This window comes from Caloramator proteoclasticus DSM 10124 (assembly GCF_900129265.1).
Classification (GTDB): domain Bacteria; phylum Bacillota; class Clostridia; order Clostridiales; family Caloramatoraceae; genus Thermobrachium; species Thermobrachium proteoclasticum.
The window spans coordinates 1-22321 of the sequence record NZ_FQVG01000029.1; the positions used below are offsets into that span (position 1 = coordinate 1).

The following is a 22321-nucleotide window of genomic DNA, read 5'->3' on the forward strand; positions in this document are numbered from 1 at the left end:
AGCTACGCATATAAAAATGATTTTTATGAGATTGTAGCAAATATTCACAAGTTAGAATGAAATTCTTTTATTATTGTTCTTTGATAAGTTCAAAAAGTAAAATTTTATACTATAGGTGAAATCTATTCTTCTTTAATGTAAATATCTGTAATTTATGAAAATTTTATTCATATAACAATTATACTAAGATTTCTTATAAATATTTTTCAGTTTAATTTTTGGTTGGTGAATAATTCAGGATTAATTTTTTAATCTTCTTCATAAAAATCACCTATTGTATGATAAGATACCCTGATAAACTTTTTAATATGAAGGGAACCACAAAGGATTCATATAAACTTCCAACCAACATTATCAAAAATAAAAATATAAAAACCAACGTAATATCAAGTAAGCCATTCTTTTGTTTTAAAAAACTACTCTTCTGTATATTTTTCTTATATATCCAAAAGCCGTGCTCTATTGCTATAGCAGATGCAACAATTAAACAAGGAATATATATTACATTCTGAGGAATAACTGTTATAAATAAAAACAGTAACCCTTTATATCCCATAGTTTGTAAGCAAAATGATATAGTAAAACCTAAAATAAAGCCTTTGAATGCATCAAAAATAAATATCAAAGGAACACCGATATATGTAATACATAAAATTAGTATAAGTAAAAGAGTTTGTCCATTATTTTTTAAAGATCTTATAAAAATAGAAGAAGTATCAACATTCTCATTACCTACTATTTGAAAAAAATTGTTTATATATACTAATACACTTTGCTTACTGTTTGTATCTAAACCCTTAGACATAAAAGCCCCTATAGATAATCCTATCGCAAAAAAAAGTGTTACAAAAAAATACAGTAAAAAATTTTCCTTTAAATGTTTAGAAAAAAAATTATTATTATTCATTGTTGGCATAATAATACACCTCCTCTTTAGTCTAATTTAAATATATGAGGAGGCTTTTTAAAATATTCTTTACTTATGTATAAAATCGTTTAACATTAATATTCCCACTATTGATTTTGCATCCTTTATAGTACCGTCTAATATCATTTTTTTTGCTTCTAAAATAGGTACCTTAATTAATTCTAAATATTCATCTTCATCAAAATTAGTTTTAGTTTTCACCATTTTATCGCAAAAATAAATATATAATTTTTCTGTACAGAATCCTGGAGATGTATAAATTGAAGTCATCAGCTTCATATCTAAAGCCTTATAGCCAGTTTCTTCTTCTAATTCTCTATATGCACAACTTAAAGGTTCTTCACCCATTTCCAGCTTTCCAGCTGGTATTTCGTATATTATCTCATCAAAGGGTCTTCTATATTGTCTAACAAGAAATACATTTCCATCCTCAACTGCTACAATTCCCACTCCGCCATTATGTTCAACTATTTCTCGTGTGGATATTCTATTCGAATAAGTCTCAACTTCATCAATTCTTAGATTAATTACTTTTCCTTTAAACAAATAATTACTTTTTAGTGTCTTTTCTTTAAACATATAATCACTCCTTTTAAAAAAAATAATCCATTTAAATGGATTATTTTAACCTAATTTTTGTTTTAATCTTAATTTATCTGCAATCATAGCTATAAATTCACTATTAGTTGGTTTGCCCTTATCATTGTGAATAGTATAGCCAAATATTTTATTTATAGTTTCTACTTGTCCTCTTGCCCATGCAACTTCTATAGCGTGTCTTATAGCCCTTTCTACTCGACTTGGAGTAGTATTATATTTTCTTGCTATTGATGGATAAAGTTCCTTTGTTATTGCACTTAAAAGTTCAATATCATTAACAACCATTTGAATAGCATCTCTTAGATACATATATCCCTTTATATGTGCTGGAACACCAATTTCATGTATTATATTTGTTATTTCCGCTTCTAAATTATTGGGATTGTTTAACTTATTTATTGTTGGTTCAGATCTTACAAATGTTACTTTTTTACTTGTTTCAACAGCACCTTGATTAAACATCTGTCTTATTCTTTTTGAGAATATCTCCATATCAAATGGCTTAACTACATAATATTCAGCCCCTAAATTTATTGCTCTTTGAGTTATTTTGTCCTGTCCCACAGCTGACAAAACTATTACCTTCGGAATCTTTGTATCTTCAAATGAGTTAATTTTTTCTAATACCCCAAGACCATCTAAATGGGGCATTATTATGTCTAATACCAATACATCAGGGTTAGTTTTTTGAACTAAATCAACTGCTTCATTACCGTCCTTTGCTACTCCTAAAACCTCAAAATCCTCTTGAGTGCTAAGATATTCGTTAAGTATTGTTGAAAATTCCTTATTATCATCTGCAATGACAATTTTTATTTTTTCACCATTCATAATTTGACCTCCCCTACCCGCCTAATCCTAATTAATTTCATAATAAAACTATTCGACAAATACATTTAATTTCCTTCTAAGAAAATAAATTTTTTTAATGAAGAAGCTGCATTTTGCAGCTTTCTTCATTAAAAACCATCATCTAACTCATTATACATCCATTCAGCAAAAATTGCATACCCCATATCAGGTCTATTGACAAATACGTGAGTTACAGCACCTACCAATTTGTCATCCTGTATAATTGGACTTCCACTCATTCCTTGAACAATTCCACCTGTCTTTTCAATTAAATTCTTATCGATAATTCTTATTACCATACTTTTTGAATTTGGTGAACTTTGTTTATTAATTTTTTCTATATTAATATTGTATTCTTTGACATCATCATCTACTTCCACTAAAATTTTTGCAGGTCCCTCTTTAATTTCATTTTGACTTGCAATAATATATTCCTTTGAATTTGATTTTACAAAATCATTTAAATTTTTTATACTACCATATATTCCACATAATGTGTTCTTGGTCAAATTACCTATTTCATCATCCTCACTAAAGGCACCTCTTAGTTCACCTGGCTTTCCCTTTTCACCCTTTGTTATATCAATAACTTTTGCCTTGTATATACTTCCTTCTCTAACAGTTAGTAACTGCCCTGTATCAATATCATTTATTGGGTGACCTAAAGCTGCAAATTTTTTTAGTTTTGGATCAACAAACGTTAAAGTTCCTATACCAGATGTTGAATCCCTAACCCACATTCCAAGCTTATATTGATTGTTTTTATTGAGTACCGGATTTATTGTTGTATCTATATATTTATCCCTGCGTTTTAATTTTAAGTTTAGAGCATTTCCATTTGATTTTGATATTTCTTCCGATAAATCTTTAATATATTTAATTCTTTTTCCGTTAATTTCTACAATCATATCACCTATTTGAACATTTGATACAACAGCTGGACTTTGCTTTTTCCCACTATTTGTTTCAATATCTGAAAATCCAACAACCAGCACACCTTCTGTATAAAGTTTAACTCCTATTGAATGACCTCCTGCATAAACCTTCCTATCCTTATTAAAATTTATAGTTACTTCTTTTATGGGAACTAACCCAAATAGTTTAACATAACCTTTTACACTGTTTTTGTTTTGAGAACTCACTAAATCTATATCACTTGTGGTAAGCTTAATGATATTGCTTTTAGTTAGTTTTATATAATTTATATCTTTAGTAACATTAATTGAAGACGGAATTTGATTAATATAACTCATAAAAAATGTTAAAAATATTATTATGGTAAACAGCATAAATTTTGCTGATTTTTTTGCTTTGGTTTTCATTTTATCACTCCTCTGCCATTCTTTATAACTCCACCTTCCTTTCTTTAATTTTAAGTTAACCTTTTTTATGTCTACATATACTATAATATAGAATGAAACTTATACATCATAAACTTTATTTGTAAGGTTATGTTTAAATAAAAAACTATTACATTTTAAAATATAAAAATTACAAAATTGACTTTTACATTTTTTGTAAAACAAAAAGGACTTAATAATTAAGTCCTCTTAATGTCTTATTTGATTTTTAAGTTGCTCTGCTAATAATAAAATTTCTTTTGCATTAGTTTTAGTAAGCTCTGTCACTATTGCTCCACCAAGCATTCTTGCAATCTCATCTATTCTATCTTGATTTTGTAGGTCACTTACTAATGTAATAGTTTTGTTATCACTTACAATTTTTTGTATTTTAAAATGCTTGTCTCCCATTGATGCAATCTGAGGAAGATGTGTTACACAAAGTATTTGATGTTTCTTTGAGATAAGTACCATTTTTTCAGCTACACTTTGTGCTGTTCTTCCACTAATACCTGTATCTATTTCGTCAAAAATCAATATTGGAATACTATCAACATCAGCAACAACGCTTTTTATTGCTAACATAATTCTTGAAATTTCTCCGCCAGATGCAACTTTATGTAAAGGTTTTAAAGGTTCACCAATATTTGATGATATAAGAAATCTCACTTCATCTTTTCCATTATTATCAAATTTATCCTTTTCTGTAATATCAACTTCAAAAACTGCTTTTTCCATTCCTAAATACTTCAATTCTGCTTCTATTTTTTCCTTTAATTTAATACCAGTCTCTTTCCTTATATTAGTTATTTTATATGCTACTAAGTTTAGCTCATTTAATATATTTTCGTATTCCTTTTTTAGTTCTTCTAATTTTTCGTCGCTCTTTTCTAATTCTTCCAACTCAATACTAATATTATTATAATAATTTAAAATTTCTTTAATATCCTTACCATACTTTCTCTTTAGATTATTAATTAGATCCAATCTATTTTCTATTTCATTTAACTCTTCATCATTATATTCTATTTTATCTTTATATTCTCTTATTGATTCAATTGCATCTTCTAATTTGTAATAAACTTCTTCTATAGCCATCTTTATTGTATTCAATTTGTCATCATATTGAGATATCTGTTCTAAGCTAACCATAGCTGAACCTATAGAGTCAAATGCACTCTCATAATCATCACTGCTATAAATCTTCTGATAGGCTAAATTTAAACAGGAGAATATTTTTTCTGCATTTTTTAGTATATCCCTTCTTTGAATTAACTCTTCTTCTTCTCCTTCTTTTAGCTGTGCATCATTTATTTCTTGAACCTGAAATTTTAATAAATCTATTTTTCTAAGCCTTAATTGTTCATCCTGAGTCAGTCTATCTATTTCCTTCTCTATTGATTTTAACTTTTCAAATAATTCTCTATAACCTATTTTTATGCTTTTAAAAGCATCTCCACAAAATGAATCTAAAATATCAATATGCTTTGCTTCGTCTAATAGAGATTGATGTTCGTGTTGACCGTGTATATCTATTAAATATTTACTTATTTCTCTTATAAAGGATAAGCTTGTTGTTCTACCATTAACTCTTAATATACTCTTATTATTTTGATTAATTTCCCTTGCAAGTATCAAATAATCATCATTGTCTATTCCGCTTTCCCTCAATAAATAGTTAATCTTATCATTCTTTATTTCAAAAATACCCTCTACATAAGCATAATCACAACCTGTACGAATTATCTCTCTATTAAATTTTTCACCAACTAAAAAACTTACAGAATCTATTAAAATTGACTTTCCTGCCCCTGTTTCTCCAGTTAAAACATTAAATCCTCCAGAAAAATCAAGTTCTAATTCATCAATCAATGCAAAATTTTTTATCCTTAGTTTTAGAAGCATATTATGCCTCCTTATTCGTTTATTAATCTTCTAAATTTAGCAACTAATTCTTCTGCCTTCTCATTAGACCTTGCCATAACAAAAATAGTATTGTCTCCTGCAATAGTACCTACTATTCCATCCCATCTTAATGTGTCAATTGCCTCAGCTGCTGCTGATGCTGAACCAGATAAAGTTTTTAAAACTATCATATTATTTACATAATCGATTGTTAAAACTGTTTGTGAAAATATGCTTACTAACTTTTCTGTTAAATAATTATCTCCTTGTGCCATAGAGGCATACTTATACTTACCATCTTTAGTCAATACCTTTATTAACTTTAGTTCCTTAATATCCCTTGAAACTGTAGCTTGAGTTACATCCATTCCAATTTTACGTAACTCATCAACAAGCTCCTCCTGGGTTTCAATTTCCTTATTGTTTATTATTTCAAGAATTTTTGCGTGTCTTGAAATCTTCATAAATTCCCCTCTCTTCCCGCTTATCTATCTTTTAGTTTGTTTCTTAATATATCATAAAAAGATCTATTATTAGTTTTTATTAGCCTCAATGAATTTTGTGCTTTATTTATGTGAATCCTATCTTCTGGTAACAATTCACAACCTTCTTGACCATCGGCTGTTAAATATACCTTCCCATTTTGTGATGCATCAACTTCAATTATAATCTCATCATCATCTGGAACAACAATCGTTCTTGATTTTAATGAATGAGGACATATTGGTGTAATTAGCATTAAATTCATTGTTGGACTTACAATTGGGCCACCTGCTGAAAGGGAATATGCAGTTGAACCAGTTGGTGTTGATATAAGCAATCCATCTGCATTATATTTATCAACTAAATTATGTCCAATAAATGCAGTTAGTTTTACAAGTTTTAACATATATCCTCTTGTTATACACACGTCATTTAATGCATAATAGGTTTTTAGTTTATACTTTTCTCTATAAATATCTGCTTTGAGCATCATTCTTTCTTCAATCTTATAGTTTCCATTTTTTATATTTTCAAGTGAATTGAATATATCTTTAAGTTCAACTTCTGTAATAAATCCTAAATTTCCAAGATTCACACCTAAAATTGGGGTATTATATCTTATCAAGTCCCTTGCAACGCCTAATATTGTTCCATCTCCACCTAAAACAATAATAAAGTCCGAATTACTGTACATTAAATCCTTATCAACTATATTAAGATTATCGTTGTGTATGTTTAAATCATATTCTATGTAAACTATAAAACTGTTATTCAAAAGCCACCTGACTATATCTTTTGTAAATTCAAAACCCTCATCCTTTTCTCTATTAACAAAAATCCCAACCTTTAACATAATTCACTCCCTAATAAAAAATTCTACACAACATCCTTTTTTCCTTCTACGCATTTAATGATTTATGAGCTTCTTCTACAACATCTTGTATTATTTTGTCATCTATTTGTGCTAAATCCTGTTTATTTATCAAATAAGCTAAATATTCTATATTCCCTTCTGGGCCCTTTATAGGTGAAAAAGTCAATCCTTTTAAAGAATAACCTATAGAAATTGCAAACTCAAGTACTGATTTTATAACTTCAATATGAACCTCTTTATCTTTCACCACACCTTTTTTGCCTACCTTTTCTCTTCCAGCTTCAAACTGCGGCTTTATAAGGCATACAACTTCAGCCTCCTCCTTTGAAAGTTCTTTAACTACTGGCAAAACAAGTTTTAATGATATAAAGGATACATCTATTGAAGTAAAATCTATGGGTTCTCCAATATCTTCCTTAGTTACATATCTTATGTTGGTTCTTTCCATACAAACTACTCTCTTATCATTTCTTAGTTCCCAAGCCATTTGTCCATATCCAACGTCTATTGCAAACACTTTAGATGCACCATTTTTTAACATACAATCTGTAAAACCGCCTGTTGATGCTCCAACATCCATTGCAACTTTATCATTTAAACTAATATTAAAGGATTTTATTGCCTTTTCAAGCTTTAACCCACCTCTACTTACATAGGGAATTGCTTGTCCTTTTACTTCTATTTCAGAGTCAACATTAACCTTTTCGCCTGGTTTATCCACTCTTTGATTATTTACAAAGACAAGGCCAGCCATAATATTCTTTCTTGCCTTTTCTCTTGAATCAAAAAAGCCTTTTTCAACTAACAAAACATCAATTCTTTCCTTATCCGCCATCTTTCTCTCCTCTTAGTCAATGTTTTTTATTATTGTATTATATATTCCATCTGGATCTAAACCATATTTTTTATAAAGTATATCAACACTACCGTGTGGTATGAATTCATCAGGAAAAGCAATATTTACAACCTTTCCTTTATAATTTTTGCTTATTAAATATTCATTAATGGCAGAACCAAAACCGCCATATAAGACATTATCCTCAACTGTAAATATATGGTCTGATCTTTCTATTAGATTATCTAACATTGTTTTGTCTAATGGCTTTATAAATCTACAATTTATAAGTTCAACATCTATTCCTCTACCTTTTAATCTTACTGCTGCCTTCATTGAATGTTGAACCATTTTGCCAACTGCAAGAATTGTAACTTTGTTGCCTATTAATAATCTTTCCCATTTACCAAGATTTATATCATCATATTTATCAAACTTTATATCTAAATCTCCACCTCTTGGATACCTAATAGCTATTGGATTATTTTGTTTAAAACACCAGCGTAGCATATACCTAAACTCAACTAAATCCTTTGGTGATAGTATAGTTAAATTTGGTATCAATCTAAGGTAAGATAAATCAAATACTCCTTGATGAGTCTCTCCATCTTCACCAACTATTCCTGCCCTATCAATAGATAAAATTACTGGAAGCCTTTGTATACATATATCGTGTATAACTTGATCAAAGGCTCTTTGCAAAAATGTAGAATATACAGCAAATATAGGCTTAAAACCTTCCTTAGCAAGACCAGCTGCCATAGTAGCTGCATGCTGTTCTGCAATACCGACATCGTAAAATCTCTCAGGAAACTTTTCTGAAAATTCAGTCAGACCTGTGCCATCTGGCATTGCAGCTGTTATAGCAATTATTTTGTTATTATCTTCTGCTTCCCTAACTATTTCTTCTCCGAAAACCTTTGAATAGGTTTCCTTCCTCTTAGCTATTCTTTCCCCTGTCTCTATTTCAAAGGCATCAACACCGTGAAAAATCTCTGGATTTTCTTCAGCATAGCAGTATCCTCTTCCCTTTTTTGTTATAGTATGAATAATTACAGGTCCCTTTATTGTCTGTGCTCTTTTTAATACATCAGTTAAAACCTCAATGTTATGTCCATCTATTGGACCTAAGTATTTAAATCCTAATTCTTCAAATAACATTCCTTGTACTACAAGATGCTTTAATCCATCCTTAAACTTCTCAGCTGATTTATATAAATTATTACCAACTGCCGGTATCTTTTTTAACATTTGTTCTATTTCATCTCTAAAATTTATATAGGCAGGGGCTGTTCTTATTTTACTTAAATAGCAAGATAAACTACCTACATTTTGAGATATGGACATCTCATTATCATTTAGTATAACAATTAAATTGGTCTTTGAGCTTCCTGCATCATTTAAAGCCTCAAAGGCCATACCTCCAGTTAAAGCACCATCACCTATAACAGCAATAACATTATGTTTTTCACCCTTTAAATCCCTTGCTCTTGCCATTCCAAGAGCTGCTGATATAGAAGTACTACTATGCCCAGTAACAAAATGGTCATAACTACTCTCTGTGGGCTTTGGAAATCCACTTATACCTTCATATTTTCTAAGTGTATGAAATTTATCTTTTCTTCCAGTTATTATTTTATGTATATATGTTTGATGTCCTACATCCCAAACTATTCTATCCTTTTCAAAATTAAAAACATAAAATAAAGCCAATGTTAGCTCAATAACACCTAAATTTGATGCTAAATGGCCACCTGTTTTTGATACAGTATCTATTAAAAATTCCCTCAATTCTCCTGATAATAAATTCAATTCATTAATTGAAAGATTCTTTATATCATTTGGTTTATTTATTTTTTCTAAGTACCTCATACCTTCACCCTATTTTCTATTTAATCTAATTGTTTCTATAATCCATGCTGTTTTATATACTATATTGTTGCTTTGAGTCATTGCAAAATTTTTACCTATTGCCTTTCCTCCGACAGTAAGCGAAGCAATAGTAGCACTAACAATTAGTGATAAAACTGTTTGATTGTTGCTAATACCTTTAGATATTAATTTTGATATAATAATTGCTCCTGCAGCACCACTTACAACTCCACAAATATCACCTATAACATCATTACAAAAATTAGATACCTTATCGGCATTTCTAATTAGCTTTACTGCTGTTTTAGCACCTATTACTTTTCTTGAGGCAAGAGAATGAAATGGTGCTTCTTCTGCTGCAGTTACAGCCACACCTATTATATCAAAAATAATACCTATAAGTATAATCGATACTAATACGAAAAATGCAAAAAAAATTCCCACACCACTAAGTAGAGAATTTGATACGAAACTTATACTTGCTGATATTATAAATGTCCATATTATAATTAAAACTATCCATTTAATATTTGCATTTTTATCACTCGTTTTCTTTTTATGTAGTTTGATTTTTTTATTTGTCTTACCCATTTATACCACCTTTTATGTACTCGGGTGGTAGCAATTGAGGTTAAGTTTGCGGCTTAGGTCCAGCAGGATTTCCCGTTTTTGGACCAAAACGTCGCCATTTTGGCGGTTTCCCTTTAACCAAAAACCCATACCGTTGCCGTATATGGGGCTGGATTACCACTTAGTCCACACTGCAATCCCTCAATTGCCTCCTTATTGGAACAGTCTAGGAGTTTTCCTCAACAGCATCATCCATTCCTAGCCTCTTTTGCAAATGTGGTTTCCTGTAGCAATAACTTAATAGTGAGGGCCCTTCACCATTAAGCCTGATCTACCCTCCACCACACTCGCTCAAGGCAGGCTACACTGCACGCAGCTTCAACCACGATGCAGGTTTAATCCCTAATCATAGAACCTCGTGATTCCACAATTTAGGGTCTCCGCGGGGGTAGGGTCGATTACGCATGCCATTGCGGTCGCCCCATCCCCCTTACTCCCAGTACCAACCCACTACTGGGCGTAGCGAGCCAGCACAAGGAACTTCATCGATGTGCCCTTTGACGGATTTTTAGCCCCGCCTTCAGAATGGATTAAGCTGACTAGAATACTGCACCACCCTAAGCAGAATGTTATTGTAACATAATTATATCATACATACAATATAATTTTTTATACAAGTTTGGAATTAGATAATATAATTTAATTATCTCTAAATAGAAGATATTCTGTTAACTTTGATAAAAATCCACTTTTATCAATATCATTTGCAATTTTTATTGATATTTTAGAATGTTCCTGTGCTCGCTTTTTAGCCTCATCAATACCTAAAATAGTAACATAAGTTGCTTTATTAGCTTCTTTATCCTTCCCTACAGTTTTGCCAAGTTTCTTTTCGTCCCCTATGAAATCTAATATATCATCAACTATTTGAAAGGCTATTCCCAGGTGTCTACTAAAATCTCTTATAATTTCAACACTTTCTTCTCTATTTGAAATATAAGCTGCAGCTACACATGCTGCTTCTATTATTGCACCTGTTTTTAATCTATGCATATTATAAAGCTCTTCTAATTTTAACTGTTTATTTTCACTTTTAATATCAATTGCTTGACCAGCAACCATACCTCTTGAACCAGATGCCTTAACTATTTCTTTAACAGCCTTTACATATAATGGATTATTGTTTTCTTCAAGCTTTTGTGAAAGAACCTCAAAGGCAAAGTTCAATAAGGCATCCCCAGCAAGAATAGCAATTGCTTCTCCATAAACTTTATGATTAGTTAGTTTTCCTCTTCTAAAATCATCATTATCCATCGCTGGCAAATCATCGTGAATTAAAGAATATGTATGAATAAACTCAATTGCACATCCAAAATCTAAGGCATCCTTTAAATCTCCACCTAAAGCCTCTGTTATTGAAAGTGTTAAAATAGGTCTTATTCTTTTACCTCCTGCATCAACACTATATTTCATCGGTTCGTATATTACATTTGGTATATTAGCACTATCTAAAAGTTCAGATAATCTTACATTAACCATTTGTTGTCTTTCTTTTAGTTGTTGATTAAAAAGCATCATTTTCCACCTCAACGGTAAAATTATCTTCGACTAATTCCTGTTTTTCACCCTTTAAAAGTACATTAATTTTTCTTTCCGCCTCATCTAACTTTTTATTGCAAAGATTTGCAAGTTCCATACCTTCTTTGAACTTAACAATTGTATCCTCTAAACTCAAATCCTTATCCTCTATTTCATAAACTATTTCCTCAAGCCTCTTTATTGCTTCTTCAAAGGTTAACCCATCCTTTTTTACTCTTGCCATATTTTTACCTCCGATTTTTCCTTTATAATACAATCTAATTTTCCATCTTCAAAATATACCTCTATTATATCATTTTTTTCTACCTGCTCTATACTTTTTATTAACTTTTCATTCTTTACAACCGCAGCAAATCCTCTACTTATTGACTTCAATGGACTTAAACCATCTAACTTTTGTACTGTTAGCATTAGATTGTGCTTTTTCTTTATTAATGTGTTATTTGTGCTATTGATTAATTTGTCCCTTAAATTATCTAAATACTGATAATGCACATTAATTTTATTTTGTGGTGAGTTTAGCTTTATTTTGGAAGACAGATTTTCAATTAAAATCTTATCCCTTTTAATTCTATTATTAACGCTGTTATATAGATTTGTTTTTAAACTTGTTATTTTGTATAATAGCTCTGAATATGAAGGAACCACTATTTCTGCTGCATGTGAAGGAGTTGAAGCTCTTATATCTGCTACAAAATCGGCTATTGTAAAATCTGTCTCGTGTCCTACAGCTGAAACAATTGGTATTTTACTTTTATAGATTGCTCTTGCTACAATTTCCTCATTAAATGCCCAAAGTTCCTCAATAGAGCCTCCACCTCTACCAATAATTATGACATCAATATCATCCCTATCATTAAAATATTCTATTGCCTCTACAATTGTTTCAGCAGCACCTTCCCCCTGTACCTTTACAGGATACAAGAGTATATTTACATTATAAAATCTACGACTTGCAACATTAATAATATCTCTAATAACTGCACCTGTACTTGATGTTGCAACTCCTATTCTTCTTGGTAAAAGGGGAAGTTTCTTTTTATGTTTTTCATCAAATAAACCTTCCTGCTCCAATTTCTTCTTTAACTCTTCGTATGCTAAGTATAGATCTCCCAATCCATCTTTTTTAATATCCGTACAATATAGCTGATAAACTCCATCTCTTTCGTATACAGATACATATCCTCTTGCTAAAACCTTCATACCATCTTCCAATTTAATCTTTAAATAAGAGTTATACCCCTTAAACATTACACATTTTATTTTACTATCATTGTCCTTTAAAGTAAAATACATATGACCTGAACTATGATGCTTAAAATTCGATATTTCGCCCTTTACAATTATATTAGATAGTTGAATATTGTTTTCGATGATATCCTTAATATATAAATTAAGTTCTGTTACAGTTAAAGCATTATTGTTCATTCTTATCTCTCCTATTTTGATTTAACCTTTTATATCCTATTAAAGCGACACCAACAGCATTGTCTAATGAATATTCTGGTTTTGATATATATACTCTTCCTTTATATCTTTCATTTAAGTAACTACTAATAAATTTACTTGAAGCAACTCCTCCAAACAATAATACTTTTTTATCATACTTTATAACAATATTATTTATTAATTTATCCAATGTCTTAACAACGCATTTCATCGTAGATAGAGCTATTTCATCCTTAGGATAACCCTTTTCTAAAAATCCTATGGCCTTTGTTTCTTGTCCTGACAAATTAAAATAAAACCCATCTACCTTAGACGGAATAACTAATTCAGTTTTAGAAGTATTTATGGCTAAATCATCTATATATTTACCTGCAGGAAAATCAAATCCCAAAGCTACTCCTACTCTATCAATAAATTGTCCAATACTTATATCCTTTGTACCTCCAATAAGTTCTATGGAAGGATTAGTGTTATCTTTGTAAAGTAATATTTCAGAGGTTCCCCCTGAAATGTGAATAGCAATAAATTCTTCTTCATTAAACCCAATTGAAAACTTTGCAGATTCTATATGCCCTTCCTGATGCGTTGTTTCATAATATGGAATTTTTAGCACACTTGAAATTGATTTTGCTATAGATTCACCCGCCTTAAATACAGGCATATATGAATTGTGGTAGGGTCTTGGTCTTGTGCTAACACATACTGCATCTATTTTTGAAACTTTATTATCATTAAGCAAATCTGGAATATTTTTTATGTGCTGAAAAAGGGCTTCTGATTGTCTCAAGCCCCTTTTTCCATTTTCTACATATAAAATTTTTCGCCTATCGCAAACTACTTTATTGTCCTCAACTATACATATAGAGGTTGTATAATTACTTGTATCTATTCCAAGTACTCTACTCATTTTTTAGCTCCTTAATAATATTTCCTAATATACCATTTATAAAGGATGGTGAATTGTCTCCACCGTATTTTTTTGCTAATTCAATCGCTTCATCTATAGCTGCGGCATTAGGAACATCTTCTCTATAAAGCATTTCATAAAGTGCAAGTCTCATTATTGCTAAATCTACCTTAGCAATTCTATTTATTTTCCAACCCTTTGAATATTTTTCTATGTACTCATCTAATAATTGTCTATTCTTATCTACTCCCTTAACACAATCTTCAATGTATTCTAACTGGTCCTGTAAATTATTATACTCATCTAATTCATTAATTTTATTAAATGTTTCAACAGCGGACTCCTTAGTTAGCTCCATCTGAAATACTAATTTCATAGCCATTTCTCTTGCTGCTTTTCTACTCATATGCATTCCTCCATTACTTCCATTCGTTTGGTATTATTTTCTCTATTGTTTCTAATATGTTTTCTTTATTATCAATCTTATTGCCAATATAATAACCTAAAAGAACACAAAATACAATAAACACAGTTTTAAAAAAACCTATTAATAAAACAAGAATTGAAAATGCTAAACCTATAGCTACCCCCAAAATTTTCCCCTTATTTTCTACTAAAAATTTAATGAATGCTTCCCTATTCATATTTAAATCGCTCCTTTAACGAAGCCTCGTAGTTGTTGATAAATTTTCAACAACCACTTTAACTTCCTCAACAGGTATTTCGACTAAAGCCTCAACCTTTTCCTTTACAAGTTTTTGAACTTCTATTACTGTTTGAGGTATATTAAGCTCTGGTAGAATAACTCCCTTTATCATTATGCTTATTTTATCACCCTGTGGTTTCACAAATACCTTTATTTCTTTAAATCCCCTTATTTGATATACAGCTTTATATACAATCGATTTAATTGTTTCAAAGGTAATTGTGATTTCACCTTCTGTTGTATATTTTATTAAATGAAAATTGTTTTTATTAGATTTTATAAGCCCTGCTAAAATAACTAAATTTATTAATATTAATACACTAATCACAAGTATAGTATATATAGAATTATAATTTTTGTCTAATATGTTTATAAAATAACTATAGTCATATACTCCTACTGAAATTGACAACAAAAAAAACAAAATGGCAGTTACTATTAATATGTAAATACTTCCTAATAGTTTATTCATTTGCTCACCCCTATTTCATATTTGAAGCTCATACAATGCCTGTCTATATCGCATTTATATGAGCCTCTCACATTCTTATTTATTTTTCTTTTCCTCTTCTTTATTTTCTTTTGTGATATTAATTCCCTGAATATGAATATTAACATCTAAAACCTTTAATCCAGTCATAGTCTCTACTGATCTTTTAACATTTTGCTGTACTTCAAATGCAATATCAGGTATTCTAACACCATATTCTATTATCAAATTCAAATCAATTACAACTTCTCCTTCTTCATTAATTTGAACTTTAATACCCTTATTTGATGACTTTACACCAAATTTTTCAACAAACTCCTCTGTAAAGCCACCATACATTCCAACTACACCTTTAACCTCTGTTGCTGCAATCGATGCTATAATACTAACCACTTCAGGTGCTATAACAACTTCTCCTATTCCATTTGTATAAATTGTATTCTCACCCATTAAATCCACCTCCAATTTTTTCAAAAAGTAATAATTTTCGGGCTAAAAGCCCGAATATATAAAATCTAAATATTTACAAATTACTTCAAGTATTAGTGTACAACTAATATTAAATAAAATCAATAGTTTTATTTACAAATTTTATTATTTTTGATTTTTAATAATTATTTTTGTTGGTGATATACTTGTTGTTCTAACTACATCATCCATAAGTTGTGCTGCCTGCTCACTGGTTAAGTCCTCTGCACTCTTTACACAAAGTTCAACGCCATTTTCATTGATAAAACATACAGCGTCCTCAAAACCTCTCTGCTTTGCTAATTGTTCAACTCTTGCTTGCTTATCTGCCCAATCTGCCAGTAATATTAATTTAGCTTGGGCTTGTGCTATTGCTTCCTTAGTAGAATTCTTGTTATTGATGATATTCTCAAGTTCCTGCTTATGAATACTTAATTGATTATCTCTTCCACTTCTTGCTTCAACAAAATAGTTCGAATTGCTCTTTGAAGTTTGAGTTGTTTTGTCCTTTAGATTTGAAACACCCTTTGATTGATCATTAAACTTCTTTGCATACCAAGCAGAGCAGGCAATAAGTACTACCAACACAGCGATTATTGCAGTTTGTTTTCTAAATTGTTCCATTTAACTCCCCCCAAAATATTATTTCTAAATAATTTATATGTAACTATTAAAACTTATATTCTCTATTTTTTCATTGCTTCAACGGTAACTTTATTGGCAGGTAAATTCAAGACTGTTTTAACTGCATTTTTAATTGTCTCCTTAACTATAGGATTTTCAGCACCCTCTGCTACAACTATAACGCCTCCAATTGATGGATTTACTTGTTTTAAAATAAATGGTTTTTGTGAACTTCCTTCATTCATCATAACCACATTTATACTTTTGTTATTTTCATTAGTTGTTCTTGTTCCACCCTGACTATCCTTTTCCTGTATAGTTCTGTTATTTTCATTTATGTTATAAGCAGGCTGCGATTCGGTACTTCCTTCAAAATATACCATAACATTGACTCTGCCTACACCCTTAATTTGTGATAATATATCAATAAGCTCTCTTTTTATCTTATCTTCATAACTCGTGCTTAAATTAACTTCTACATTTTTGCTATTTGTTTGTTCTGCATCTTCGTTATTATTGTTATTTCTTCTATAGTTTGAAGATAAAATATTTGCTGCCAACATAATTAAAATACCTATTAAACATACTATCAAACAATTAATCATATACTTTTTTATATTTTCTCCATTTAACTTAAAATTAAATTTAAAACCCATACTCATCCCTCACTTTACAAAAACTATATTTTCTTCAGAAATTCTATATGATTTTGTAATGTAGTTAACAATATCCTTGTCTTTATTATCATATAAATTATTCGAGTTGTTGTTTCCTATTACAACCTTATCAACTGGTCTTATATCAGAAGAATAGTCCTTTTTTAATTCAATATATTTTATACTTCCAAAATCATCCGAACCAATTTTTGTATTAACATCAATTCTTTTTACCGTTATTTTTTTACCTGTATTTTTAAATACATCTTTTTCGATATTCTCCTTAAGCTTTTCTTTAAATTCATTTATAGTTACTTCCTGCATTCTATTTTGAAGAGAAACTGCATTTTCATTATTGTTTAAAATTGGTTCGTACTTTTTTTCGTATAATGATATACTTGATTCCAAATTAAAACTTTTATCAAACAATTTAAATACAGGCATAAGTATGTTAAGAATAACCATTAATCCTATTACAAATTTAGAATATTTCTTCATTGTATTCTCAGGAAGTATCAATTCAGCAAGTGTTAAAAATATAATCAAAGTAACTATTGTAGTTATCCAACCCTTTAAAAAATTAATCATCTGCATCACCCTACCGTAATTAAAAGTCTACCTGTTGAAGCGATTATAGTTATAATTATAAAAAACATAATCGCAACGGATAAAATGCTTGAAAACAAAATGGTTATTGCACCACCAACCGATGATAAACAATCAACTATCTTTCCATCTACAATAGGCTCCATAATAGCACCAACAAATTTAAAAATAAAAGCCAGTATTATAAGTTTTATAAGTGGAAAAATACATATACTCAACATAACAACGAGACCAACAACACTTATTGCATCCTTTAAAATCATTGAGTAACCTGCTACTGTGGTTACTGCATCAGATAAGGATTTACCTACTATTGGTATAAAGCTATCTACCATAAATTTAGTTGTCTTTAATGTTACTTGATCAATTGATGCAGATGTGCTACTTCTAATAGTTATAAAGGCAACAAAAATTGTCATAATAAATCCTAATACCCAAAGAGTAGTCTGTTCAAGCAACCTTATTAACTTTGATATTTTTATATCATCACTTAAATTGTTTACTATATTCAAAACAACAATTAAAAAGGTTAAAGGTAATATAAAATCTTTAATTATATCGCTAAATAGTTTACTTATGAACATAATCGCTGGGTCAAGCATTGTTGCAGTAGCAAAACCACCAACTGATGCAACTAATATCATTAAAGATGGCATAAGGGAATTAACAAAATTTATCATCTGCTCTATCGTATCTCTACTTAAAGCAACAATTAACGTAAAAGACTTAATTATTATTACAACTATAAGTAAATAGCAGGCATAAAAAGCTATATTAGATACTGATGTACTTGAAAAAGAGGATTGTAAATTCTTCAAAAGAGCACAAAACACACCTAAAAAAAGAAGTTCAATCATCAGTCTTGAATTTGCCAGAATCTCTTTAAAAATATACTTTTTTGAACCATCTAAAAGATTTTTAATTACGCCTTTTAATGAGTGCGTATTTTTATATTCTTCTACAAGTTCACTAAAACTAAAATTAGGTATATAATCACTTCTCTGCTGTATTATTTTTGCTGTCTCTTCTAACTGTTGAAGATCAACATTAGGACTATCTATACTTTTACCTAAAGCCAAAGGTTTAATAGGTATACACATATATATAATTAAAAAAATTAATATGTATTTATATTTCATTTTCATCACCTACGGTAATAATTTTAGCACCATCTCCATTACTGCCATTATAATTGGTATTGCCATAACTAAAATTAATATTTTCCCCGCAAATTCAATTTTTGATGCCAACGAGGATTGTCCAATATCTTTGCATATTTCAATACCAAAGGAGGCAATATAAGAAATAGCTATTATTTTGAATACAATGTTAACGTATGTATAATCAATATTTGCCTTTAATGCAATTTCCTGCATAGCTTGAATTACAACAGTAAATTTAGTTAGCATCATAAAGAAAATTACTATTCCAAATAATATACTTACCTGTATAGCAATTTCCTTTTTTTCCTTGCTCAATAGAGTAAGTATTACAGCCAATATTAAAGCCATAAGAACAATTTGAACAATCTCCATCTAATCACCCTCTATAAATGAAACATCGCAACTAAACTCTTGAATAGATTTGACATATAAGAAACTGTCATAATTAAAATCATTATTAAACCAATTATTGAAACTAAAGTTGAAATTTCTTTTTTATCTACACTTTCTAATACCTTATCTAAGATAGCTAATATAATACCAAATACAGCTATTTTTAAAATTTCAATTAAATCAAGCTGCATACCCTAATTCCTCCTTACACTAAAATAATAACAATCAAGAGTCCTCCTAAAACACCTAAGTATTTATAGAGTTTTTCATTTTTTTCTTTTGTTACTTCTGCCTCCTTTTCAATCCCTTCAAGCTTTTTTAAAACAATATTAAAGTTTTTCTTATGGCCCTCAAAGTCACTGCTCCCAAGCCCCTGTATAAATGTATTTAATATTTCTACATCTTCCTTCTCTAAATATAAATTCTGTTTACATTCACTAAAAGCTAAATTGAAACATTCCCCTATTGATTCTAATTTTTTTTCCTTTAAATAGTTGGACGTCTTACTAAAAAGCTCCTTAAAAGGTGAAGAACAGTTTTTTGAAACATTATTAAGTGCCACCCACAAGGGATTAGAGGAATACAGTATTTCACTTGATAAACTATTTATGCAAAACTGAAGTTCTCTAATCTGACGAACCCTTTCCTTATAGCCGAAGGAATATAGATATCCCATAGCTGAAGTAGATAAAATAACCATTAAACCACCTAAAATCTTAAGCATATTATCATCCCCCTTTAGTTTATTTTTATAATATTTTCTATAGTACCTGGCCCATTTCTATTACTTAAAAAAACAACAACATCTATACATTCATTTTCAAACAATAATTTTATTCCTCTTCGTTTTAATACATCATCCAAATCTTTGCCGTGTACTGTAGATATTACCTTAACTCCTGTATTTATTGCATCCATAATTGCTTCTGCATCCTTTATACTTCCTATTTCATCAACTGCAATAACATCTGGAGACATTGTTCTTACTGCCATCATTAAACCATCAACCTTTGGGCATCCATCCAATACATCAGTCCTAATACCCACATCATTTTGTGGTACTCCTAAATAGCAGGATGCAATTTCACTTCTTTCATCAACAACAGTAACCTTTTTCCCTGATAACTCAATTTCCTTTATACCATTGCTCAATAGTCTTACTAAATCCCTAAGGATTGTTGTTTTTCCGCATCCAGGTGGCGAAACAATAAGAGTATGTTTTATACCATCTTTATATATAGATTTTGCTAAATTTAGTGCACAGCCCTTAACTTCCTTTGCAATTCTTATATTTAGGCAGGATATATTTTTTATTGTCTTGATTTTTCCACCTTCACTTACAACTTTCCCAGCAATACCAACACGATGTCCACCTTTTAATGTTAAAAAACCCTGTTTTATATCCTCCTCCATTGTATAAAGCGAATAATCACACATTAATAAATATGTTTTTTCTATATCATCTTTAGTAACTATAAGACCATTTTCACTTTTTATTTCACCCTTTTCATCTAAAAAAAAACCTTGATTATTTTTATATAACATTAGAGGTTTATTTGCTCTAAGCCTTATTTCCTCAATTTCATAAAAACCAAAATTCTTCATTTTAATTATTGGTTCCCTAATTCTTTCTGTTAGTATTGGAAATATATCCTTTTTAAACGTTTGTATAACTTTTTCCTTTTCATATGTATTCATCTACCCTCCCCCTTTCTTAATACAAATTATATTTTTAATTAAAGTTATTTATTACAAAAAAATGAGGGAGTCTTTCCCTCATTAAAATATGCAAAAAAATTAAACTAATAATAAAAAAAGCTCTATGATGGATTTTAAAGCATTCCATCATAGAGCTAAAATGAATACATATGTTTTATAAGTTTTTCATTCTTTATCGCAATTACATTCTTCTGAATCACAATGGCAGTGTTCAACAAAATATATTGGCTTATCACAGTTTGGACAAACTATTTCTCCATCTTCATCATCATCTTCAAACATATCTTTATCTAAATAAACCTTTTCGTGGCAATTAGGACATTCTACTTCCACAAAACCATTTTCATCAAAATCATCATAATCTTCAAAATCTTCATCATAATCGTCATCATCATAGTCTTCGAATATTTCGTCCTCAACATCAGCCAAATCTTGATCGATTGCATCTACATATTCGTCTAATTCATTTTGATTTTCCTCAAGCATTTCAATTGATTCTGCTATATCATCTAAAACATCAATAATAGCAATAAGTAGCCTGCCTTCCTTTGTTTCGTGAGTTATTCCCAGACCATCTGATAATCCCTTTAGATATGCAACCCTTTCCTTAATATTTTGCATAATTTTTCCTCCTTCATATATTAATTAACAGTGGCCGAAGCCACTGTTCTATTATTAGTATGCATTATACTCTTGACATATATTCACCAGTTCTTGTATCTATTCTAATTATATCACCTTGGTTTATAAATAGAGGTACCATAAATGTTGCACCAGTTTCAACTGTTGCAGGCTTCATAGCATTAGTTGCAGTATCTCCTCTAACTCCTGGCTCTGTTTCAACAACTTCAAGTTCAACGAATGTTGGTGGTTCTACTGAGAACGCTTCACCCTTATAGAACTTGATTATTGCATTCATATTTTCCTTTAGATACTTAATTGCATCTTCAACCTTTTCGTAGTTAAGTGGTACTTGGTCATAAGTTTGAGTATCCATAAAATAATATAGAGTACCATCATTGTATAGGTATTGCATTTCCTTTCTTTCAATTACTGCTTCTGGGAACTTTTCTGTTGGGCTGAAGGATTTTTCTATAACTGCTCCAGTAACAACATTCTTAAGTTTTGTTCTAACAAAAGCAGCACCCTTTCCTGGCTTTACGTGCATAAATTCAATAACAGTATAAACTTGTCCATCCATCTCAAAAGTTGAACCTTTTTTGAAATCTCCTGCTGTAATCATTGTATATAATCCCTCCATAGTAAATTTATAGTTAATTTT

At 29.9% G+C, this 22321-nt stretch carries 28 protein-coding genes; all 28 read right to left on the reverse strand.

Going from position 1 to position 22321, the window contains the following annotated elements; genetic code table 11:
- Nucleotides 1–271: 271 nt before the first annotated feature.
- The 28 genes from spoIIM to efp all read right to left on the reverse strand — a co-directional run bounded on the left by spoIIM (nt 272) and on the right by efp (nt 22282).
- Nucleotides 272–916: a stage II sporulation protein M gene (gene spoIIM, locus BUB63_RS07695; protein WP_027308261.1), complete on the reverse strand. Its 645-nt coding sequence runs from the start codon at nt 914–916 to the stop codon at nt 272–274.
- Nucleotides 917–976: 60 nt separating this feature from the next.
- Nucleotides 977–1507, reverse strand: a complete 531-nt coding sequence (locus BUB63_RS07700) for an NUDIX hydrolase (protein WP_035165893.1) — start codon at nt 1505–1507, stop codon at nt 977–979.
- Between the two features lie 45 nt (nt 1508–1552).
- Nucleotides 1553–2359 carry a sporulation transcription factor Spo0A gene (spo0A, locus tag BUB63_RS07705; RefSeq protein WP_073248900.1) on the reverse strand — a complete coding sequence of 269 codons (807 nt, stop codon included), beginning with the start codon at nt 2357–2359 and terminating at the stop codon, nt 1553–1555.
- 128 nt (nt 2360–2487) lie between these two features.
- Nucleotides 2488–3702 (reverse strand): SpoIVB peptidase, encoded by a 1215-nt coding sequence (spoIVB, locus tag BUB63_RS07710; protein WP_073248903.1) that lies wholly within the window; start codon nt 3700–3702, stop codon nt 2488–2490.
- A 228-nt stretch (nt 3703–3930) separates the two neighbouring features.
- Nucleotides 3931–5625 (reverse strand): DNA repair protein RecN, encoded by a 1695-nt coding sequence (gene recN, locus BUB63_RS07715; RefSeq protein WP_073248905.1) that lies wholly within the window; start codon nt 5623–5625, stop codon nt 3931–3933.
- An 11-nt stretch (nt 5626–5636) separates the two neighbouring features.
- Nucleotides 5637–6089, reverse strand: a complete 453-nt coding sequence (locus tag BUB63_RS07720; protein ID WP_027308266.1) for an arginine repressor — start codon at nt 6087–6089, stop codon at nt 5637–5639.
- 20 nt (nt 6090–6109) lie between these two features.
- Nucleotides 6110–6961: an NAD(+)/NADH kinase gene (locus BUB63_RS07725; RefSeq protein WP_073248907.1), complete on the reverse strand. Its 852-nt coding sequence runs from the start codon at nt 6959–6961 to the stop codon at nt 6110–6112.
- Between the two features lie 46 nt (nt 6962–7007).
- The gene (locus tag BUB63_RS07730) at nt 7008–7817 is read right to left on the reverse strand and encodes a TlyA family RNA methyltransferase (RefSeq protein WP_073248909.1); all 810 of its coding nucleotides are present in this window, start codon (nt 7815–7817) and stop codon (nt 7008–7010) included.
- 12 nt (nt 7818–7829) lie between these two features.
- Nucleotides 7830–9689 carry a 1-deoxy-D-xylulose-5-phosphate synthase gene (dxs, locus tag BUB63_RS07735; protein WP_073248911.1) on the reverse strand — a complete coding sequence of 620 codons (1860 nt, stop codon included), beginning with the start codon at nt 9687–9689 and terminating at the stop codon, nt 7830–7832.
- Nucleotides 9690–9698: 9 nt separating this feature from the next.
- Nucleotides 9699–10280: a hypothetical protein gene (locus tag BUB63_RS07740; RefSeq protein WP_073248913.1), complete on the reverse strand. Its 582-nt coding sequence runs from the start codon at nt 10278–10280 to the stop codon at nt 9699–9701.
- Nucleotides 10281–10958: 678 nt separating this feature from the next.
- Entirely contained in the window at nt 10959–11837 is an 879-nt protein-coding gene (locus tag BUB63_RS07745; protein ID WP_242947357.1) for a polyprenyl synthetase family protein, read from the reverse strand.
- On the reverse strand, nt 11824–12081 hold the full coding sequence (gene xseB, locus BUB63_RS07750) for an exodeoxyribonuclease VII small subunit (RefSeq protein WP_027308272.1): 258 nt from the start codon (nt 12079–12081) through the stop codon (nt 11824–11826). Before xseB ends, BUB63_RS07745 begins: the two co-directional genes overlap by 14 nt.
- A complete protein-coding gene (gene xseA / locus BUB63_RS07755; protein ID WP_035165898.1) occupies nt 12069–13286 on the reverse strand; it encodes an exodeoxyribonuclease VII large subunit in 1218 nt (405 codons plus the stop codon). Before xseA ends, xseB begins: the two co-directional genes overlap by 13 nt.
- A complete protein-coding gene (locus BUB63_RS07760; RefSeq protein ID WP_073248917.1) occupies nt 13276–14214 on the reverse strand; it encodes a tRNA (adenosine(37)-N6)-threonylcarbamoyltransferase complex transferase subunit TsaD in 939 nt (312 codons plus the stop codon). Before BUB63_RS07760 ends, xseA begins: the two co-directional genes overlap by 11 nt.
- Nucleotides 14207–14620 carry a transcription antitermination factor NusB gene (gene nusB / locus BUB63_RS07765; protein WP_027308275.1) on the reverse strand — a complete coding sequence of 138 codons (414 nt, stop codon included), beginning with the start codon at nt 14618–14620 and terminating at the stop codon, nt 14207–14209. The genes BUB63_RS07760 and nusB overlap by 8 nt, the downstream gene beginning before the upstream one ends.
- 13 nt (nt 14621–14633) lie before the next feature.
- A complete protein-coding gene (locus BUB63_RS07770) occupies nt 14634–14858 on the reverse strand; it encodes a DUF2273 domain-containing protein (protein ID WP_027308276.1) in 225 nt (74 codons plus the stop codon).
- Nucleotides 14859–14873: 15 nt separating this feature from the next.
- Nucleotides 14874–15392: an alkaline shock response membrane anchor protein AmaP gene (amaP, locus tag BUB63_RS07775; RefSeq protein ID WP_073248919.1), complete on the reverse strand. Its 519-nt coding sequence runs from the start codon at nt 15390–15392 to the stop codon at nt 14874–14876.
- Nucleotides 15393–15467: 75 nt separating this feature from the next.
- A complete protein-coding gene (locus tag BUB63_RS07780; RefSeq protein WP_027308278.1) occupies nt 15468–15860 on the reverse strand; it encodes an Asp23/Gls24 family envelope stress response protein in 393 nt (130 codons plus the stop codon).
- Between the two features lie 144 nt (nt 15861–16004).
- Nucleotides 16005–16502 (reverse strand): SpoIIIAH-like family protein, encoded by a 498-nt coding sequence (locus tag BUB63_RS07785; protein WP_073248921.1) that lies wholly within the window; start codon nt 16500–16502, stop codon nt 16005–16007.
- Between the two features lie 62 nt (nt 16503–16564).
- Complete coding sequence (gene spoIIIAG / locus BUB63_RS07790; RefSeq protein ID WP_027308280.1) at nt 16565–17158, reverse strand: stage III sporulation protein AG; 594 nt, start codon at nt 17156–17158, stop codon at nt 16565–16567.
- A gap of 9 nt (nt 17159–17167) precedes the next feature.
- The gene (spoIIIAF, locus tag BUB63_RS07795; protein ID WP_073248923.1) at nt 17168–17746 is read right to left on the reverse strand and encodes a stage III sporulation protein AF; all 579 of its coding nucleotides are present in this window, start codon (nt 17744–17746) and stop codon (nt 17168–17170) included.
- A 5-nt stretch (nt 17747–17751) separates the two neighbouring features.
- The gene (gene spoIIIAE / locus BUB63_RS07800) at nt 17752–18903 is read right to left on the reverse strand and encodes a stage III sporulation protein AE (RefSeq protein WP_073248925.1); all 1152 of its coding nucleotides are present in this window, start codon (nt 18901–18903) and stop codon (nt 17752–17754) included.
- Between the two features lie 9 nt (nt 18904–18912).
- Entirely contained in the window at nt 18913–19299 is a 387-nt protein-coding gene (gene spoIIIAD, locus BUB63_RS07805; protein WP_027308283.1) for a stage III sporulation protein AD, read from the reverse strand.
- An 11-nt stretch (nt 19300–19310) separates the two neighbouring features.
- Nucleotides 19311–19511, reverse strand: coding sequence for a SpoIIIAC/SpoIIIAD family protein (locus tag BUB63_RS07810; RefSeq protein ID WP_027308284.1), 201 nt, complete (start codon nt 19509–19511; stop codon nt 19311–19313).
- A 14-nt stretch (nt 19512–19525) separates the two neighbouring features.
- Complete coding sequence (gene spoIIIAB, locus BUB63_RS07815) at nt 19526–20044, reverse strand: stage III sporulation protein SpoIIIAB (RefSeq protein WP_073248927.1); 519 nt, start codon at nt 20042–20044, stop codon at nt 19526–19528.
- Nucleotides 20045–20058: 14 nt separating this feature from the next.
- Nucleotides 20059–21018 (reverse strand): stage III sporulation protein AA, encoded by a 960-nt coding sequence (spoIIIAA, locus tag BUB63_RS07820; RefSeq protein WP_027308286.1) that lies wholly within the window; start codon nt 21016–21018, stop codon nt 20059–20061.
- Between the two features lie 186 nt (nt 21019–21204).
- Nucleotides 21205–21660: a CD1247 N-terminal domain-containing protein gene (locus BUB63_RS07825; RefSeq protein WP_027308287.1), complete on the reverse strand. Its 456-nt coding sequence runs from the start codon at nt 21658–21660 to the stop codon at nt 21205–21207.
- 64 nt (nt 21661–21724) lie between these two features.
- Nucleotides 21725–22282 carry an elongation factor P gene (efp, locus tag BUB63_RS07830; RefSeq protein ID WP_027308288.1) on the reverse strand — a complete coding sequence of 186 codons (558 nt, stop codon included), beginning with the start codon at nt 22280–22282 and terminating at the stop codon, nt 21725–21727.
- Between the last annotated feature and the right edge of the window lie 39 nt (nt 22283–22321).

Bases quoted from the DNA above. Each gene is read 5' to 3' on its own strand.
- BUB63_RS07785 (WP_073248921.1), bottom strand. From the start codon at position 16,502: ATGGAACAATTTAGAAAACAAACTGCAATAATCGCTGTGTTGGTAGTA.
- spoIIM (WP_027308261.1), bottom strand. From the start codon at position 916: ATGCCAACAATGAATAATAATAATTTTTTTTCTAAACATTTAAAGGAA.
- recN (WP_073248905.1), bottom strand. From the start codon at position 5,625: ATGCTTCTAAAACTAAGGATAAAAAATTTTGCATTGATTGATGAATTA.
- dxs (WP_073248911.1), bottom strand. From the start codon at position 9,689: ATGAGGTACTTAGAAAAAATAAATAAACCAAATGATATAAAGAATCTT.
- spoIIIAG (WP_027308280.1), bottom strand. From the start codon at position 17,158: ATGGGTTTTAAATTTAATTTTAAGTTAAATGGAGAAAATATAAAAAAG.
- spoIIIAE (WP_073248925.1), bottom strand. From the start codon at position 18,903: ATGAAATATAAATACATATTAATTTTTTTAATTATATATATGTGTATA.
- BUB63_RS07760 (WP_073248917.1), bottom strand. From the start codon at position 14,214: ATGAGTAGAGTACTTGGAATAGATACAAGTAATTATACAACCTCTATA.
- BUB63_RS07720 (WP_027308266.1), bottom strand. From the start codon at position 6,089: ATGAAGATTTCAAGACACGCAAAAATTCTTGAAATAATAAACAATAAG.
- spoIVB (WP_073248903.1), bottom strand. From the start codon at position 3,702: ATGAAAACCAAAGCAAAAAAATCAGCAAAATTTATGCTGTTTACCATA.
- BUB63_RS07745 (WP_242947357.1), bottom strand. From the start codon at position 11,837: ATGATGCTTTTTAATCAACAACTAAAAGAAAGACAACAAATGGTTAAT.
- BUB63_RS07780 (WP_027308278.1), bottom strand. From the start codon at position 15,860: ATGGGTGAGAATACAATTTATACAAATGGAATAGGAGAAGTTGTTATA.
- xseA (WP_035165898.1), bottom strand. From the start codon at position 13,286: ATGAACAATAATGCTTTAACTGTAACAGAACTTAATTTATATATTAAG.
- xseB (WP_027308272.1), bottom strand. From the start codon at position 12,081: ATGGCAAGAGTAAAAAAGGATGGGTTAACCTTTGAAGAAGCAATAAAG.
- nusB (WP_027308275.1), bottom strand. From the start codon at position 14,620: ATGAGTAGAAAAGCAGCAAGAGAAATGGCTATGAAATTAGTATTTCAG.
- BUB63_RS07770 (WP_027308276.1), bottom strand. From the start codon at position 14,858: ATGAATAGGGAAGCATTCATTAAATTTTTAGTAGAAAATAAGGGGAAA.
- spo0A (WP_073248900.1), bottom strand. From the start codon at position 2,359: ATGAATGGTGAAAAAATAAAAATTGTCATTGCAGATGATAATAAGGAA.
- spoIIIAD (WP_027308283.1), bottom strand. From the start codon at position 19,299: ATGGAGATTGTTCAAATTGTTCTTATGGCTTTAATATTGGCTGTAATA.
- BUB63_RS07730 (WP_073248909.1), bottom strand. From the start codon at position 7,817: ATGGCGGATAAGGAAAGAATTGATGTTTTGTTAGTTGAAAAAGGCTTT.
- BUB63_RS07725 (WP_073248907.1), bottom strand. From the start codon at position 6,961: ATGTTAAAGGTTGGGATTTTTGTTAATAGAGAAAAGGATGAGGGTTTT.
- BUB63_RS07810 (WP_027308284.1), bottom strand. From the start codon at position 19,511: ATGCAGCTTGATTTAATTGAAATTTTAAAAATAGCTGTATTTGGTATT.
- efp (WP_027308288.1), bottom strand. From the start codon at position 22,282: ATGATTACAGCAGGAGATTTCAAAAAAGGTTCAACTTTTGAGATGGAT.
- BUB63_RS07700 (WP_035165893.1), bottom strand. From the start codon at position 1,507: ATGTTTAAAGAAAAGACACTAAAAAGTAATTATTTGTTTAAAGGAAAA.
- BUB63_RS07740 (WP_073248913.1), bottom strand. From the start codon at position 10,280: ATGGGTAAGACAAATAAAAAAATCAAACTACATAAAAAGAAAACGAGT.
- spoIIIAB (WP_073248927.1), bottom strand. From the start codon at position 20,044: ATGCTTAAGATTTTAGGTGGTTTAATGGTTATTTTATCTACTTCAGCT.
- BUB63_RS07825 (WP_027308287.1), bottom strand. From the start codon at position 21,660: ATGCAAAATATTAAGGAAAGGGTTGCATATCTAAAGGGATTATCAGAT.
- spoIIIAA (WP_027308286.1), bottom strand. From the start codon at position 21,018: ATGAATACATATGAAAAGGAAAAAGTTATACAAACGTTTAAAAAGGAT.
- amaP (WP_073248919.1), bottom strand. From the start codon at position 15,392: ATGAATAAACTATTAGGAAGTATTTACATATTAATAGTAACTGCCATT.
- spoIIIAF (WP_073248923.1), bottom strand. From the start codon at position 17,746: ATGATTAATTTTTTAAAGGGTTGGATAACTACAATAGTTACTTTGATT.